Origin of the sequence: Pseudoalteromonas sp. S8-8, from assembly GCF_000497875.1 — a bacterium.
GTDB classification, from domain to species: domain Bacteria; phylum Pseudomonadota; class Gammaproteobacteria; order Enterobacterales; family Alteromonadaceae; genus Pseudoalteromonas; species Pseudoalteromonas arctica.
On record NZ_AUTR01000003.1, the window covers coordinates 19,084 to 36,458 of the forward strand.

Annotated in this window: 14 protein-coding genes; 4 read left to right on the forward strand and 10 right to left on the reverse strand. The window is 38.4% G+C overall.

All coding sequences use genetic code 11. The annotated features are described in order from the left end of the window. Nucleotides 1-34: 34 nt before the first annotated feature. Complete coding sequence (locus L659_RS0100720) at nucleotides 35-820, forward strand: putative porin (RefSeq protein WP_024589251.1); 786 nt, start codon at nucleotides 35-37, stop codon at nucleotides 818-820. A gap of 70 nt (nucleotides 821-890) precedes the next feature. Here L659_RS0100720 and L659_RS0100725 read toward each other — a convergent pair whose 3' ends face one another. Continuing rightward, the gene (locus tag L659_RS0100725) at nucleotides 891-2,378 is read right to left on the reverse strand and encodes a dipeptidase (RefSeq protein WP_024589252.1); all 1,488 of its coding nucleotides are present in this window, start codon (nucleotides 2,376-2,378) and stop codon (nucleotides 891-893) included. Nucleotides 2,379-2,714: 336 nt separating this feature from the next. On the opposite strand from L659_RS0100725, the gene L659_RS0100730 reads away from it, so the two are divergent. Then, on the forward strand, nucleotides 2,715-2,906 hold the full coding sequence (locus L659_RS0100730) for a DUF2986 domain-containing protein (protein ID WP_008169531.1): 192 nt from the start codon (nucleotides 2,715-2,717) through the stop codon (nucleotides 2,904-2,906). Between the two features lie 2 nt (nucleotides 2,907-2,908). On the opposite strand, the gene L659_RS0100735 is transcribed toward L659_RS0100730, so the two are convergent. The 3 genes from L659_RS0100735 to L659_RS0100745 form a co-directional block, all read right to left on the reverse strand. Next, nucleotides 2,909-3,871, reverse strand: a complete 963-nt coding sequence (locus L659_RS0100735; RefSeq protein ID WP_024589253.1) for a TDT family transporter — start codon at nucleotides 3,869-3,871, stop codon at nucleotides 2,909-2,911. Nucleotides 3,872-4,086: 215 nt separating this feature from the next. Further along, a complete protein-coding gene (locus L659_RS0100740; RefSeq protein ID WP_024589254.1) occupies nucleotides 4,087-6,243 on the reverse strand; it encodes a TonB-dependent receptor in 2,157 nt (718 codons plus the stop codon). 154 nt (nucleotides 6,244-6,397) lie between these two features. Further along, nucleotides 6,398-7,696, reverse strand: a complete 1,299-nt coding sequence (locus tag L659_RS0100745; protein ID WP_024589255.1) for a methyl-accepting chemotaxis protein — start codon at nucleotides 7,694-7,696, stop codon at nucleotides 6,398-6,400. Between the two features lie 357 nt (nucleotides 7,697-8,053). On the opposite strand from L659_RS0100745, the gene L659_RS0100750 reads away from it, so the two are divergent. Next, nucleotides 8,054-9,259: an MFS transporter gene (locus tag L659_RS0100750; RefSeq protein WP_024589256.1), complete on the forward strand. Its 1,206-nt coding sequence runs from the start codon at nucleotides 8,054-8,056 to the stop codon at nucleotides 9,257-9,259. A gap of 76 nt (nucleotides 9,260-9,335) precedes the next feature. Here L659_RS0100750 and L659_RS0100755 read toward each other — a convergent pair whose 3' ends face one another. The 4 genes from L659_RS0100755 to L659_RS0100770 form a co-directional block, all read right to left on the reverse strand. Next, complete coding sequence (locus tag L659_RS0100755) at nucleotides 9,336-10,382, reverse strand: NAD(P)-dependent alcohol dehydrogenase (protein WP_007581239.1); 1,047 nt, start codon at nucleotides 10,380-10,382, stop codon at nucleotides 9,336-9,338. A gap of 143 nt (nucleotides 10,383-10,525) precedes the next feature. Then, nucleotides 10,526-11,239 (reverse strand): DUF1499 domain-containing protein, encoded by a 714-nt coding sequence (locus L659_RS0100760; protein ID WP_024589257.1) that lies wholly within the window; start codon nucleotides 11,237-11,239, stop codon nucleotides 10,526-10,528. Nucleotides 11,240-11,347: 108 nt separating this feature from the next. Further along, entirely contained in the window at nucleotides 11,348-12,688 is a 1,341-nt protein-coding gene (locus L659_RS0100765) for a DUF1501 domain-containing protein (protein ID WP_010555167.1), read from the reverse strand. Nucleotides 12,689-12,697: 9 nt separating this feature from the next. Beyond that, nucleotides 12,698-14,605, reverse strand: coding sequence for a DUF1800 domain-containing protein (locus L659_RS0100770; protein WP_024589258.1), 1,908 nt, complete (start codon nucleotides 14,603-14,605; stop codon nucleotides 12,698-12,700). A gap of 170 nt (nucleotides 14,606-14,775) precedes the next feature. On the opposite strand from L659_RS0100770, the gene L659_RS0100775 reads away from it, so the two are divergent. Then, nucleotides 14,776-14,991, forward strand: coding sequence for a hypothetical protein (locus L659_RS0100775; protein ID WP_002958138.1), 216 nt, complete (start codon nucleotides 14,776-14,778; stop codon nucleotides 14,989-14,991). Nucleotides 14,992-15,040: 49 nt separating this feature from the next. Here L659_RS0100775 and L659_RS0100780 read toward each other — a convergent pair whose 3' ends face one another. Together L659_RS0100780 and L659_RS0100785 are read right to left on the reverse strand one after the other, a co-directional pair. Next, the gene (locus L659_RS0100780) at nucleotides 15,041-16,606 is read right to left on the reverse strand and encodes a diguanylate cyclase domain-containing protein (RefSeq protein ID WP_231388418.1); all 1,566 of its coding nucleotides are present in this window, start codon (nucleotides 16,604-16,606) and stop codon (nucleotides 15,041-15,043) included. 397 nt (nucleotides 16,607-17,003) lie between these two features. Then, complete coding sequence (locus L659_RS0100785; protein WP_024589260.1) at nucleotides 17,004-17,348, reverse strand: hypothetical protein; 345 nt, start codon at nucleotides 17,346-17,348, stop codon at nucleotides 17,004-17,006. Nucleotides 17,349-17,375: the final 27 nt, after the last annotated feature.

Here is a 17,375-nt window from a genome sequence, read left to right on the forward strand (position 1 = left end):
TAACAAATTTACTTAATTATAAGAAGGGATACTTATGCGCTTTTTAATGCCACTCACTTTACTCGCACTTAGCTGTACAGCGTCTGCAAACGTCGAGCAGTCAAAATCAAAACAATGGTTTAACTCTATAAACTACGCAAAAATTGATTCTGATTATTACAGTGATGATGTGTACGGGTTATCAACTCACTATTACTTTGAGGAACAGCAAAACTCAGGTGTGTGGGATGATTATGGCTACTTGGATACAGATAGTAATATAGGCTTAAATTACTTTAATTCAGATGGTTATAGTGGAAAAGGTATTTTTGGAGAAGGCTTTTACGGCAATGCTTTTGCAACTTTTGAACTACCTAATATTGGTGATGCCGACAACTATTCACTTGGTTTAGGTTACTTATTTGCTGATTCACTAAAAGTATCTGTTCGTATGTTAGATTATGAATATAGCGATACAGTTTATTTATTTAAAGCTCAATATAATCATGAAATTAATGACACCGACTACATTGGTTTTACTGTTGAAACAGATGATGAAACAGAGTCATGGGATCTATCATCACGTTACTTTGCCCATCTTTACGATGACAGCTATTTTGCTATAAATGTTGACTACCTAGATGTTGGCGACGACTCAGTTTTTAATGTGCTCGCAAACTATTACTTTAATAAACATGTTGCAGTCGGTATTGGCTCAAACGACTCTGATTTAGTTATTGAAGGTAAGTACTTTATTAATGATAGCTACTACTTCACAGCTAATTACACTGATAATGATAACTATGATGTATATAATCTTAGCTTTGTAGCCCAATTTTAATAAACAAAAAAAAGCCGCCTTGCTGGGTCAGTTCAGTTAAACAAGGCGGCTTTTTCTAAACAACTTTAGGTTACATATTACCTAGCTCTATCATCATCGCTGTGTACATACGCAAATTAAGCTCAAGTTGCTCAATGGTCATAAATTCATGCTCTGAATGACCTGTGTAGCGTTTACCTGGCATTGAAGGACCAAACGATACCGCGTTATCAAACAGCTTGGCGTTAGTGCCACCACCTATTGATACAAAGTCAGCTTTTTCGTCGCCCGTAAAATGCTTAAAAATATCAAGCAGCTTTTGCGCATGCGGCGCGCTATCAAGCAGCATAGGTGTGCCAATAATTGTTTCTATGTTGGCAAGCGTTACATTGTTAGTGGCTTGCCAATTAGCTAGCGCATCATCAATTTGCTTTTGTAATACAGCTTCGTCTTTACCCATAGGGCGACGTGCATTTACAGCAAGTGTTAGCGCATTACCATCGCGCTCAATAACGGTTGGTGCCACTGTCATCGGACCCATAAAGTCGTGTTTGTAAGCTATTTCGCCAAACTGTTTACCGTGAATGTCTAAACCAATTAACTGATTCACAAAGTCGATTAGCTCGCCGTCACTGTTATTTTCAAGCTCCACGCCTTTAAATAACTCAGCTAAATACGCAATCGCATTTATACCCGACTCCGGCTCAGATGAATGCGCCGACATACCTTTAACGCTTATTGCTAAACCATTACTTTTTTCACTAAAGTTAAACTCAACTTTATTTAATGTTTTGGCTTTTGCTTTTAATGTATTAATAAGTGCAGCGTCTGCATTGTGAAGTACTAAGCTGGCGTCTTCTGGAATTTGGCTTCTAAACGCACCGCCAGTTACATCCTTTACATATAAACCCGTTTGTGGTGATGTTGCATTAAAGGTAGGAGCAATTAAGCTCCAGCCTTTCTCGGCAACCACTACAGGGTATGATGCATCAATCGTTACTGCATATTTTGGTTGTTCATACGTTTTCATAAATTGAGTAAGCGGACCCCAATCAGACTCCTCAGCAAGGTAAATCATAAGCTCAATACGGTTATTAAGCGTTATGCCTTTATCTTTAATTGCCTTCATGGCGTAAAGCGCTGTCGCTATTGCACCTTTATCGTCTTCCGTACCACGACCAACTAATTTACCCGGTTCAGATGTATCAATAATAAAAGGACTTTGTTTCCATTTGCTAGCATTAGCAGGTTGCACGTCGCCGTGGGTTACTACCGTTACTTTTTCGCTTTGCTCGCCCATTCCAATTAAAACGGTGTAACCTAAATCTTGGTAGTCAAAACCAAGCTCTGCGGCTTTCATTTTTAACAGTGCTTTAAAGCCAATAAAATCGGGATTTTGAGGGGCTGTAATGTCGCTTTTATTAACGGTCGGAAAAGCCACTAAGTTAGTTAGTGTGTGTATTTGAGCATTTTGGTAGGTATTTACTGCGTAATCGGCAACGCTATCAATATTTTTATTTAACTGCGCATGAGCACCAAACGCAAATAAAGCAATACTGGCTAAAGCTAACTTTTTCAAAACAATTCCCATTTAATTAATAACTAAGAGCGGTAATTATAACGCTATGAAGCGCTTACTTATAGCTCTTCACGCTAAACACACAGGTAACTTAAGGTAAATAACCTGAACTCTGGATAATAAATCTATCTCAAGCAGTTATTTTCAGCGCTAACTGCGTTGAATTTACTTGCAATAGGCCAGCTATTGACGCGTAAGTTCGCCTTGTTTTCACTGAAAATCTCTGGCTAGAGAAAATAAATTTAAATATCACTATAGTTCAATACGCTGGTAAATCTCTTACCCAGAGTTCATGTTAAATATTTATATAGCAGCTTTTATGAGTATGGCTGTATAATGCGCGACTTAAAATTAACAGGGTATTTAATTGTGAACCGTCGTAAAAAAATCGTCACTAAATTTCAAAAGAAAGATAAACGCACTAACGCTAAACTACATAAAAGCAACAAACCTGGTTATGTGTCAAAAGCTGAGCGCGAAAAGCTAGCTGAACAAGAAAGTAATGAGCCAGAGGTAATCCAAGAGTAACTCTACGTTACCTGTTCCTTTGATAGTTTAAAGTGGCAAAAGTACCGACCACTTACAAAACATACCACTGCCGTGGCAACTATAAGTTCAAACGTAGCTAAGTAACTAACTGCATCTACATATGGTATTGCGAGGTTTATACTTTGCATCCAGTCTTTCATTTTAAATAATGCAGTTGCCCCAATAACCATTGGAAATGTAAAAGCAGCGTAGCTCGGCGTAAAAGGCCTGCGTAATAACTTTATAAATAACACATAAACAATCAGTGTTTTTATTATCGCTAATATAAATAATGCCCCCACTATAAAGAGTGATGGATTAGCTACAATATGAAAATACCCAGCTAATGTTAAACTGGCAGGCGCAGCTAAAATGGCAAGTGTTGGCTGTATTTCGTAGTCACTTTTTAATGCTAATAAAAAGCGATAAAACATAATTGGCAGAATAATACTGTACGTTGATATACCAATCACCAGTGCGCTATAAGCTAACCACGCTAATGTCGGATTTCCCGAAAAAGTAACATCTGCAATAATTATCCCCACTGGCGGCACAAACCAGCTGGGCGCCATGTCCTCAAAGTTAAACTTTTTTGCTCGCTGGTATAAAAAACTCACCAAAAATGTGAGATGCAACACAAAAGCTAAAACCCACATAATGTCGCCAGCTAATGAATTAAATTGCCCAACTGAGTTTGAAATAACAAGATTAGCCATTGCAAATGTAGGGATCACACTTCCTGCAACTGGGTGTGCTAAATCGGCTTTTAATAAATGAGGGTGTAGTAAAAACTTAGCAGCCAAAAGTAAAACTAATACGCCAGCTAGTACCGCTCCCAAAAATTGCCCTTGGGAGTTTAAATTAAAAACGTTTTCCCATGTCCATCCCATACTAGCAATACCCAAAGCTAAACCGGCCATAGCTGTTGGCGCACCCATCACTTTATTTTTAAATTGCTTAAACACTGTATTTCCTAATCATTGGGTGATGAACAAGTTACTGCTTTTTACTGCATTGCCTTAAAATAACGCTGTAAAATTAATACAAGCGTGCTTAATAGAACGCTTTTTGCATACAAACATTTCATTAAAATAAGTTTACGGCTTAATTATTAAAGCGCAAAAAAAGCCATAACGTGGTTATGGCTTTTGCTTTATTTTAAATTTGAATATGAGGTTAATTAAAACGCGTAACTAACGCTTACATTAAATGAACGACCCTGCCCAGCAAGTTGTTCAAACCCGTTGCTGCTATCTTGTTTAAGTGCCGCAATACTTACACCTCCTAGCGGGAGTTGGTAGTATTCATCAAACACATTACTCACTTCTGCGCTTAGCGTTAATGAATCCCATGTTGCTTTAGAGCTTAAATTAACCAGGCTGTAGCTGTCTGTTTGGTTTTCAAAACGATTATTATCTACTCGGCTTTTAGTATCTACCCATTGCCAAGATAATGCGTTTTCAAATCGACCTATTTGCTGGCTAATACCTAGCTGGGTTTGCAGTGGTTTAATTTGATAAAGCGGCTGGTTAGTATCGTCGCGCTTGCCTCTCGTATTAGTAACATTAGCGTGTAACTGCCAGTTACCTAATTGCTTAGATTCATAAATGTTGGCTGTTAAATCTATTTTTGCACCATACAAAATAGCATCTACATTAGTAAACTGAAAAATGTTACGCGCTGTATTGTCTAAATCATAACTATTGAAGCTTCTTACAATATCAGCATCAATATAGTCACTCACATCTGTATACCAAACATTGGTGCTTAACCGCCAACGGTCATCTTTAGCCGATTTAATATAAGTAGCACTTATTGTATGCGCTGTTTCAACGTCTAAATCAGGGTTACCAATATAACCATTACCATCGCCATACCAACCAATCATGGTGGTTGCCATGGTGCTTACACCCCAACTGTATCGCTCGTATAAATTAGGCGCTCGGTTTTTACGGGCAAGACCAAATTGCAGCTCATCATAATTTGTTATTTGGTAGTTAATTAATAAGTTAGCATCAACTATAGTGTCGGTTTTATCTCTGTCGCCAGCATTAAAATTCTCAGCAGCGATGGTATTATCTGTAGACGTATCGCTCATGGTCATACTTTCTATACTACTCATATCGTCCATATCCGTCATACTCATGTCATCGTTGTAAGATTGAACCTCTCCAACATGGGTATTAATACTTTCAATACGTACGCCTGCGTTTAACCATAATTTTGTATTTATTTGGCTCTCAAATTCTGCAAATGCCGCTATTCGCTCTCGTTTACCGTTATTTATATTTACGTAATCGTCTGGTCCCATCATGGTTGAGCCTTCAATACCTGGCCACCAATCATCAATGCTGTAATTATAATATTCTTGACCGAGTAAAATACTGCTGTTTTTATCAAGCGCAATACGCCATTTAAGCTGCGTACTTATATCTTGTGCATCGGTTTTCATTCGCATCATGCCTATTTTTTCTTCACTGAAAAAACCCATTTCGTGCTTTACGCTATGCCAGTTAATTTGCCCTTCAAGCTCGCTGTTTTCAAAGGAGCGTTTGTATTGAGCTATTGCACCGTAACTGGTGTTATCGGTCATATCCATATACTGATTTGCAAATCCCTGATACGGGATTTTTTGATGCGTTAGCTTTATAACTAATTGCTGTTTATCATCGCGCATAGCTGCGGTTAAACTATGATTTTGTGCTCGATACAATGTATCTAATACTACATCGCTGTTACCGTCCTCATAACTATCTGCGTCACTAAACGAACCCTGATAATTAAGGCTAAACGTGTCACTTGCTAAACGTGCACCAACGCCAAGTTTACGTCCGTTATCAACGCTACTGTACTTTGCTGACACATAACCTGAGTGCCAACCTAATTCATTGCTATCGCTATACTGTGGTGAAATAGAATTAACGCTTATTACACCGGCAATATTATCGCCGCCCGCGCTTACTGGCGACACGCCTGCAACCACATTGTAAGACGTAATTTGATTAGCCGAGATATACGAAAGTGGCGGGTTCATATGATTAGCGCATGCAGCGGTTACATCTGCACCATCAACTAACACTTTAACTCTGTCGCCCATTAAACCATTTAAAATAGGTAAGTTAGATACGCCGCCCGCTGCTGAAAAGTCGACACCTAAATCACTTAATAACGATTCTGACGAACCAAGTGCTAAATGCTTATTTTGAGCATTTCCGTGTACTTCAATCACTTCTAAAGGCGTATCGTCGGCAAATGCAAAAGGAGATAGCACACCGCTAATAAAAAGTGCGACAGGAGTTAGTAAATATGTTTTTTGAGTTTTGCTTTTATAAACCATTGTTAATTTATGCCACTGTAAAAATTGGCTTAATTATAGTGTGAGTTGCAAAAGCAAAAGCGCGACATATTGTCGCACTTTATCAATTTAAAATGTTGTTAGGTGTGCTTGAGCACATAAGAAGGCAGCTTTAAACATAGGAACATGCAATTAACTAAGTATTTAACTTAGCTACCGTTTGAGAAACAATATCGGCTCCACGTTCAATCTCTTTAATAACCTCAGACACATTAGCAATAAGCTCTCTTCCTTGTTTTGATGAGTCTGAAACTGACGTTATTTGCTTTGATATATCATTAGTGAGCTCTTGGTTATTTTTAACAACACTTGCTATTTCATTAGTAGATCGACTCGTACTGGCTGCAAGCTGCCTTACTTCATCAGCTACTACAGCAAAACCTCGACCATAATCACCAGCACGCGCTGCTTCTATTGCGGCATTAAGTGCCAGTAAATTAGTTTGATCCGCAATGCTGCTAATTGTCGAAACAATGGAACCTATGACCGCAGACTGTTCATTAAGATTTTTTATTAAATCTACCGATTTAAGTACTTGGCTTACAATGGCGTCGGAGTTCGCTATAGAGCTTTGTAGTATTTCAGAGCCTTTTTTAGCGGTTGTAGCAGTAGCTACCGCCGATTCATGTGCTATTGCAGCGGCTTCTGTCACTGCACTGTTATTATTAATTCGATCGGTAATATTTGATGCAAACTTAATTATTTTAATTACATTACCTTTGCTATCTAAAATTGGGTTATAAGTTGCTTCTAACCAAATTTCTGAACCGTCGGCGGCAATACGTTTAAATTTTCCTGACTTAAACTGCCCCAGCGCTAATTCACTCCAAAAGCGTGGGTTTTTCTCATAAAACACTTTAGTACAAAACATTTTATGATGCTTGCCTACAATGTCTTTTAAGCTATAACCTATTGTTGCTAAAAAGTTTTGGTTCGCCTTTAAAATATTACCCTCTGGGGTAAACTCTATTGTAGCCAAGGCTTTGTCGAGTGCATTTGCAATAGCTTCTTGCGCTTTTCTTTGTATGTAACTGGTCGTAATATCAGAGGCTATTTTAATAACTTTGGTGACTACGCCGCGCTCTTCTACAGGAAAGTAAGTTGCCTCAAGCCAAAGCTTATCGCCATTAGCTTTGTACCTTAAAAACGAGCCTGCTTTAGAATTCCCTGTTTTTAATGCTTGCCAAAATTGACTATATTCGTTTGACTTTGCATATTCAGGTTCGCAAAACATACGATGATGCTTACCAATTATTTTCTCTTTGCTATACCCAATCGTTTTTAAAAACAACTGGTTTGCGTCTAATATTATTCCATCAGGTGTAAACTCTATATAAGCAACGTGCTTATTAATTGCCGATAAAATAGATTGCTTTTGAATTAATTGAAGCTCCATTTCTTCAATTTTTGCGTTTCTTTTAGAAATACCAAACATATAAAAACCTTAAGGAGTAAATTAGTACAAAAATTAGCAAATTAATGTGATATCAATATGTAGCTGTACTGTAAATATAAGCTTTAAATAACCTTTCGGCTAATATTTAATACCCTGTAGACGCCTGCTTTATAAATAGTTTTTTTATTTTATGAATGTTAAGTAGTATTTTCTTCTAATTAACATTTTAAAAACCTAACAAAAACACTAATTTATGCATGACTCTGTACTTTTTTTAAATTAAAATAACGTTCTCACTGACTACCCTCTCACACCAAATTTAAGCATACACATGATATTTCCTATTCAGGATTCATTGTGCAATTTCATTTTTAAATTAAACCTAAGGGATCATCTATGACATCAGATGTAACGTCGGCATCTAGTCAACTAAACAGAACTGCTATTTTACTCGTATTAGCGCTTGGCACATTTATTTTAGGATTATCTGAGTTTTCGATGATGCCTATGCTGCCACTAATTAGCGAAACATTTGGCTCAACGCCCTCACAAAGTGGTTACGCAATTAGTGCTTACGCCATTGGTGTTGTAGTGGGTGCGCCTATTTTAATGCTTACCACTGCTAATATGAGAAAGCGCAAAGCATTGCTCATATTTATAAGCTTAATGTTTGTCTCAAACGGATTAAGCGCGATGGCAACGTCGCTTGAGCAGCTTGTAATATTTAGATTTTTAAGTGGTTTACCTCATGGTGCATATTTTGGCGCGGCTATTTTATTAGCATCGGATATTGCCCCAAAAGGTAAGCGTGCTAGCTTTATGTCTAAGGTGTTTATGGGTTTAACTGTGGCTACTATTGTTGGTGTGCCTGTTGTAACACTTGTGGGTCAAAACCTTAGTTGGCGGTATTGTTTAGCCGGCGCTGCAGTGCTTGCATTTATTGCTTTTATTTTTGTTTACAAAGTAGTTCCAAACATAGATAACGCTAAGCCTTCTAACTTACTAAACGAGTTTGGCGTACTTAAAAATAAACTGGTTTGGTCTATTTTGGGTATTGTAATTATTGGCTTTGGCGGGGTGTTTTGTATTTATACTTACATTGCCGACACCATCTTAGTGGTAACAAAAACAGCTCCGTATACTATTTCTATCGCAATGGTAATGTTTGGTATTGGTTGTACGCTCGGTAACTATGTACTGGGTAAAGCAGCCGATAAATCAGCAATTAAAACGACTGGCATTGCGCTTGTATGTACCATTGTATTTGCCTTTGCTTATGTAACGGCAAGCCATAATATTTGGGCTCTTTATGCAGTAATTTTCTTTATTGGATGCAGTGTGGGCTTGGCTACGCTGATTCAAACGCTTTTAATGGACGTTGCACCCGAAGGCCACGCTATGATTGGTGCCTTAGTACAGTGCGCATTTAATACTGCCAATGCTATAGGCCCTTGGGTCGGTGGAATTGCAATAGCACAGGGTGCTGCACCTAATCAAACAGGTTACGTAGCAGCTGCATTATTTTTAGGTGGTTTGGGTATGTGGCTACTAAGTTACTTACAACTAAATAAACAGCAACCAACAGCGCAAGCCACTAATTAACTTGAGTTCAGATTAATTTAAAATACAAAAAGAGCCGCTAATTAGCGGCTCTTTTATTTTTAATTTACCTAGTAAATTAAGCGTTTAACGATGCCATATCAATAACAAAGCGGTATCGTACGTCAGACTTTTCCATACGCTCGTATGCAGTGTTAATTTCGTCTATGTTGATCATTTCGCACTCAGGTAGCACGTTATTTTCACCACAAAAATCGAGCATTTGTTGCGTCTGTGCAATACCACCAATAAGTGAGCCTGCAATACGACGACGACCCATTAATAATGGCACCGTGCTTAGCTCATCTACAGGACCAACTTGGCCTACAATAACTAAAGTACCATCTACATCAAGTAGCGGTGTGTAAATAGATAAATCATGTTTTACAGGTACCGTATCTATAATGACGTCAAAGGCAGATTGCGAGTCTTTCATTTCGTCATCATTAGATGACACTAAGTAGTGCTGAGCACCCAATTTAACCGCATCATCTTTTTTAGACTCACTACGGCCAATTACCGTAACGCTTGCGCCCATTGCAACTGCATTTTTAACAGCCATGTGGCCAAGTCCGCCTAGACCAACAACACCAACACGGCTACCTTTTTTTACGCCCCATTTATGAAGTGGCGAGTAAGTAGTAATACCTGCACAAAGTAGCGGTGCTACGCGAGAAAGGTCTAAATTTTCTGGCACGGAAAGTACGAATTCTTCGCGTACAACAACATGTTTAGAATACCCACCTTGGGTCATTTCACCACTAATGCGGTCTTTACCTGCGTAAGTACCAATCATGCCTTCGCGGCAAAATTGCTCTTCGTCGTTATCACATTGGTCGCAGCTTTGGCACGAATCAACCATACAACCAACAGCAACCGTGTCGCCTTGCTTATACTTTTTAACGTCGCTACCTACCGACATAACTTTACCAACAATTTCGTGCCCAGGCACTAATGGATAGTCACTGCCACCCCAATCGTTTCGCACGGCGTGTAAATCTGAATGGCACACACCACAGTATAAAATTTCAATTTCTACATCGTTATTTCGTAAATCGCGGCGCTCAAAAGAAAATTCTGTCAATTCAGAACCTTGGCTTTTTGCTGCATATCCTACTGTTTTCATAATAACTCCATAGTGGTTAAAAATTTAAATCATCAACAGCATAGTGCATAGCCTGTGAATAGAACCTGACAATATAAAATAGGCACAAAAAAAGCCCAAACAGTGTTTGGGCTTAATCGTTAGGGCTAGGGAGCTAAATTTAATTATTTTGCAAGTAAGCTGTTTAATTCATTAATAATTGAATGAATGCGCTCTGCATTTTTTCCTAAATCACTACGCCCTACTCGCGACTTACTACGAATATCAACAAAACGTTGGCTGCCTTCATCTTTAATACGAATTACCACATCGTCTTTAAAACCAAACCACGTTGTTGTATCGGTAGCTTCCACAATACCTGTAGCCGTATTTGCACTTACCACTGCAAAGCCAAGATTTTTAACTGCTTGTTCGCTTGCTGTCATTAAATCGGCTTTAGATTGTGCAAAGCTTAAAGTTACCAGCTCAGGGTATGCTTTGCGTTGCTGTACTGCCGTTTCTTCACCCGCGTATTCTACTGGGTTAGATGCATTTGCACGTAGTGGTGCGATTGCTACAAATTTTGGTGGATTAACTAAATCAGTTGAAATGTCATGAATTGCCGGTACGCCTTCAGCCTTGTTCATCATATTAAGTGGCATAGCAATAGCCACAACCGAAAATACAAGTGCAATAACTCCACTGCTTAGCGTTAACGTTTTACGCATAAATAACGCTTGTACTATAAGTAGCACCAATGCAGCGCCACCAGCATAAACGCCATATTTAAAGCCCGCAAACGCAACGCCTAATTCTACAATACCAAATTTATACAAAGGCCCTGGCAGTATGACGAGTAAAAAAGCGATTAAACTAACTAAGCTCACTAAAATTTTCATTTTATGATTCCTATATTGTGTGTGATTTTTATTATTAAAACAGATAAGCACTATTAACCAGTAGCTTATACTACTAACAAGTGCTTTTAGATTACTATTAGCGACTAATTACACAAAAAAGTCCAATGTTGTGTGATCAAAGTTACTCAAGTTTGGAAAAATATCAACAAGCTCAGAGCTTGGCACACCAAACCACTGAGCCAATGTGGCAAAGTACTGCTCATTAGCAACACTTGGAATTAAACGCCCGCCACCGGTATCTTGTGGGCCATCCAAATGTTGAGTTAGTAGCTCGCCATATATATTGCCGCCTTTTACTGCGCCGCCCATTACTATTTGGTTTCCTGCCCAACCATGGTCAGTGCCATCGCCATTTGAGGTCAACGTGCGACCAAAATCAGACATAGTAAACGCAGTCACTTTATCTGCCATATCAAGCTCTTTCATCGCGCTATCAAATTCACTTAACCCTTGAGCTAACGTATTTAATAAAGCAGGGTGCGTTGTTAATTGGTTATCGTGCGTATCATACCCCCCCATAGAAACAAAAAACACTTGGCGCTGAGTGCTCAATTTTGCCTGTACGCTAATTGTTTTAGCGACTGCTGCAAATTGCTCACTAAGGCTATTATCGCTAAATGGGGTAATAAGTGCAGGCGCGCTTTCTAACGCGCTGTTCATTGCTTGAGTGTTATTTATCGCACTTGTTAAGCCATTGGCATAAGCTGTACTTAACGGATGGCTCGTATTACCTAGTAAGCGGTTCATAATAGAAGTTACGTGCTCGCTACGAGGTTGATACCCACCAAACGCGTTAATACTACTAATGCCACTTTTGTTAAGCGCAAATGCATTGCTAGCACTTCCCGTTTGCCATAAATTAGTACCGTCGAGTGATACATTAGCTGCAAACTCATCTTGTAGCTCTAAACGTTCTAAAAGTCGTGCGCCCCACCCGCTATTAAGTGATTGTTTTTCTCGACCATACATCCACGCAGCTTGCTGATCGTTATGCGAAAACAAATGCTTAGGCAAACCTATTGTTTTATTTTTATAGTCACTCAATGTTGTGGGAGCGAGTAAAGTACCTACCCCACCTATAAATGCTAAATTTTGAGATTCAAACACATTTTGTATAGGTTCAAGTGAGGGATGAATACCGACTCCACCGGCAAACTGGCTTTTAATACTTAACTCAAGTGGGCTCTCTACCGCTAGGTTCTGCCTACTTTGCTCGTAAACACTACGTTGCTCGCCTTCAAGCGGAACGAGCATATTTAACGAATCATTCCCCCCGTATAAATACACACACACTAATGCTTTGTAATCACCTAGCTCAACAGCATTAGTCGCTCCAGTTAATGCTTGTAATTGCAGGCTCGTTAACGCGGCAGCCGATACGCTTCCTTTTACACATAACGACAAAAACTCTCTTCTATTAATGCTCATTATGCGATCCTAATACTGCACGTTAAATTCAGGTGAAATAGCAATCATATATAATAAATACGAAACCCGTTCACGGTATTGCTCTTCATTAAAATAGGCATCTAAATCAAGTAATGCTTGGCGTGTGTCACTGCTCATTGCGCCTGCAAAATATAGCGTGTTGTACTGAGTTAATAGCGCGCTAACACCGTGTTTCTCTAAAACATTCATGTCGTCTTGAATATAAACATAAATACCATTTGAATTTAAATCACTGTGCGCTTCAGCGGTACTCCACACTAAACTTGCGTAAAGCGCGTTCATGGTGCCAATCAGTGTTGCATCGTTTGCTATTTGTAATTCTGGCGCAACAATACCTTCATTTCGCAAAGCTGCGGTTTGATAATCAGGCCTAAAAAAGTTAAATACCGAAGCCGACTGCATGGGCCCTTGCCCGTAGTTATTTATTAAATTCCATGTTTTATAATAACCCGCTGGCGATTTAGCATCTAGATTTCGCCAAAACTGTACAGTTTTTAAAATAGGCTCTTTAATTTTACCTTGGTAATTAAGCACTGAGCCAAAATGCCGCGCTTCATCATCTAAATATATAGCCTTTACTACAGCCGCTAAATCGCCGCGTACACCAGCGCCGTTATCAATAAATACATTAGCTGCTCGCTCAACGTATTGGGGTGTTGGGTTTGAGGTAATTAATCGCTGAATAAGCTGCTTGCTAATAAACGGCGCAACATTTTGATGGTTAAATAAGTTATCAAGCGCTATTTGCAATGACTCTTCTGCTACATAACCTTGTGGTATAACCTCACCGTTTAGTAAGGTTTTTTGTTTACTAGAATGGTACTCGTCAAATGCTTCCATTGGCTTAATATAATCACGACTTTTGCGCTTAAATGTTTCACTATCGGCAAACGTCCAACCTGTAAATACGCGTGCAAAACCCTCTATTTCTGACTGTCCGTAAGTGGCAATGGTATTACCTTGTGCATCAAGCTTGGCGCTGCCATCTAGGTTTAGCTCTTCAAGGCCAATAGTAAATAACTGCATTACTTCACGTGCGTAATTTTCGTCTGGGCGAATATTAAGTGTATCGTCTGCTTTTTCGTTACCCAAATGGCTTAAATAAGTCCCCATAATAGGCGAAAGCGTCACATCTTCGAGTAAGTCACGATAATTACCAAAGGCATGCTTTAGTAATAAATCGTAATAAGTGATCATGCCCTCAGGTTGGCCTCTTAAGGCACTGTTTTCATCTGACACTACTAATATTTCACTTAACGCAAACGCAACACGTTGACGAAGTTGATCGTCACTTTGCATTACTGCCTTCCACCATGCGTCTATGCGGCTTATGTATTTAAAGTCATCATCGTCATTTAACTTTACTAAATAATCACGGTGATAATTAATCGGTAGCGCTATTTGCTTATCAAGCCATTGCTGCTCGCTTAAACCTTGTGCGTTTTGTATTTCACTGAGCTTAGGTCCCATTGTTGCTTGGTGTAGCAACCGTGCGGCGCTAATCTCATCCATATTATTACGTGCTGTAAAGCTTACTGTTTTTACACTGCTTGCCCCTTCATTATCGGTTGCTGTGACCGAAAAAGCATAATCAACAGGCTTATAACTTTGCGCATTTAGCAGTGTTACTGAGGTGGTTACTGCCTCTAAAGGCCCGCTAATTAGTTCAGGCCCTTGCGTTTGTTGCCACACAACCGATGTAATAGTGCCGTCTTTATCACTGGCTGTTGCTGTTAGCTCAATTGTTTGGCCCTTACTTAATTCACTAGGAATATCAGCGACTGACAAAATGGGGATTTTATTTCCGTTAACGGTTGGCGTATTATCGGAGCCTGAACCACCGCAAGCGCTTAGTATAAAAACCGAGCTTGCGATCAGAGCAAATTTATAATGCATGTAAAGTCGTCATCATTTGTTAATTAAAGTACGCTAGTGTGTACCGAGTTTGATGCATTTATTGAAACACAAAATTTACAATTTAACTCTTTATTTTTTGTAACCGAATCATGAACGCCCCATTAATAATGCATTAGCTGCAGGGGTAAACAGCCAGAGCTTTATTATTTATGAAAACAGAAATTCGCTATTGTTTTGAATCTTCACAAGTTGCTAACCGGTTTTTACACGAGCTGAAAGACTGGCCGGTTAACGATGTAAAAACACGACTTTTTAATGGCGGCGATAGTGTAAAAGTGACATACGAATACGACGAAAGTGGTTTTGATTACACTTGCGCCGAACTTGACGACCTAGCACAGAGCCATGGCGGGAAAGAGGTTTAAGCGTTTTATAATAAAAAACAGCTGATGCACCTTTAATAATTCACTTGAATTATATAGATTTGATTGATGTTTTATCTCTACCTGAGTTTTTCGCTTCGTAGAGCATTATGTCAGCTTCTTTAATTAGTGATTGCATAGACACATTATTACCACTTAAGGTTTCTTTTGTAGCAAATACACACCCAGCACTAATTGTTAAATATTTACGTACAGGCGACGCTTCATGAGATAGATTTAATTCCCTAACCGTCAAAAGCAATTGCTGAGATATATCTACAAACTCTTCATAAGAAAGCTGTTTAAAGAATAATATGAACTCTTCGCCGCCATAGCGCGCCACTGTACCTGTGTTTTGCTTTGCTACTTGCTTTAGCTTTTGGGCAAGAGCTTGTAAAACGGCATCTCCCTCTTGATGACCATAAAAGTCGTTATAATTTTTGAAGTGATCTACATCAACTAACATCACCCCAAAAGAGCCTTGGTCTTGTTGAGCCTGTGTCCATTGCATTGCAATAATTTCATCAAAGGCACGCCTATTATAAATTTGGGTTAATCCATCAATTTTACTTATTTTTTCAAGCTTAGAGTTTTGCTCTTTTACTTGTTTAATTAACGCATTAAACCCGCTAATTAAAACGCGCATTTCTAAAAATTGATTAGTGAACCTCAAAGGCTGCAAATCGTTTTTAACCAACATTGAATTAATAGCGGACGCACCGTTAATAAGTGGTTCAATAAAGTAACGATTTACAATATAGAAACTCAAAAGTGACATTACAAAAAACATTAACAAAATAAGTTTTAAATAGTGATCAAATAAAACTGGCAGTGTTTGATGGTGGTGCTTAATGTTCAAAGCAAGAAGTGGATTACCGTTTATATCTAGAATCACCCTTTTCCTTTGAGTGGCAATGTCCTCTCCTTGGAGGCTCCCTTTAAGCGTCGCAATATCGTTTAAAGAACTAGCCTGTTCTATTTGTGAGTAGCTAAGCTCCACTTGTGCAATCTCAGCTAAGGACTTGATCAACGACGGTCTTACTTTTTTTATAAAAACAATACTACCAACAGGCTCACCTGTTTTATCTGTTCGCTTTATTACATGCGATGCAAACATGACAGGGCCGTCCGCTGTTTGCAAAAAACCAGAATGGCTTAAACTGTTGTCGTCTTCAGAGGCTTTTGAATTAGGAATAATTGAGCGGTTTAATTTATTAACCTGTAAATCTAAATCAGGCGCATCAAACTCAGTATGTTTAATATAATCATACGCTTGCCCGTAAACCATATTAAAGTTTATATCGTAAATAAACACACCATCAATTTTGAGAGAGTAGAAGGTGTCACCTACAAAGTTTGAATCTACATATTCTACGTCAAAATCAGCCATGTAATTATAGGTATCGTCCCATACGGCGTAGTCATAATTGAGTGTTTCTAAAAATATAAACTCTCTATCAAGCGCAATTTTAAGACTTAATAATTCACGATTTTGATAATCTTCAATACTAGTGTTTATGGTCGGCAGGCTAAAGAAATAGCGGTACCCAACTAATAAACTTGTTACAAAGCACATTAAAATCAAAGTACCTATTATTACAAAAAATCTTAATGTCATAGTCTCTATCTAATCGTGTGAAATTAAGTCAAAGCAGCTTACATTTTTATATTTTAGACTCCCTGTACCTAAATAATAAATAATTAGCTTCTTACTAAAGCGTAGTATAAATTCATGAGCAGGAATAAACAAAGTTTACTATTAAATTTTATAGCGTTAAAACTTTAGCCCTTTCAATAACATATTTAATATAGACATAAAATCATACCAATTCGCTTAATTAAGTGGTCTATTTTGAGGGCGGAAAAACGTGTTGATAGCTAGGCAAAAAATTCGCTATTTAGTTGTTCTAAATGAGAATTTTTTAACGCAGGTAGCGACACGTTTAGCCCCGCAAAATGATTAAGTATTATTGCGGATTGGTATTACACATTTAAAGTAGTACAAAAAGCTGAAATTATTCCACTACAGAAAATTCAACTTTTGATGGAGACGAACTCGCAAGCTCCAGTACTTCGTAATAATTTAAACCATCTATTTTTTTGCCAATAATAAAGTAATTCATTTCGTTCATCATGGTCGGGTCGCCCAAAACATCTTCTGCGCTTTGCACCTCAGAAAATTGAATTGTAATTAAGGCGCCTATAAAGCGCATTAAATCTTGAGATTTTAATGTCTTTAAAACTTTATTAACTCCCGCCTGAGTTGACTCAGGTGTAGAGCCATCAAATCTAAAATCACTTTTTGTACTAGCGCATGCACTAAGCATTAATATTGATAGTGCGATAAGTAAATGTTTCATATATATCCTTATTTGTTTTATTAGTTA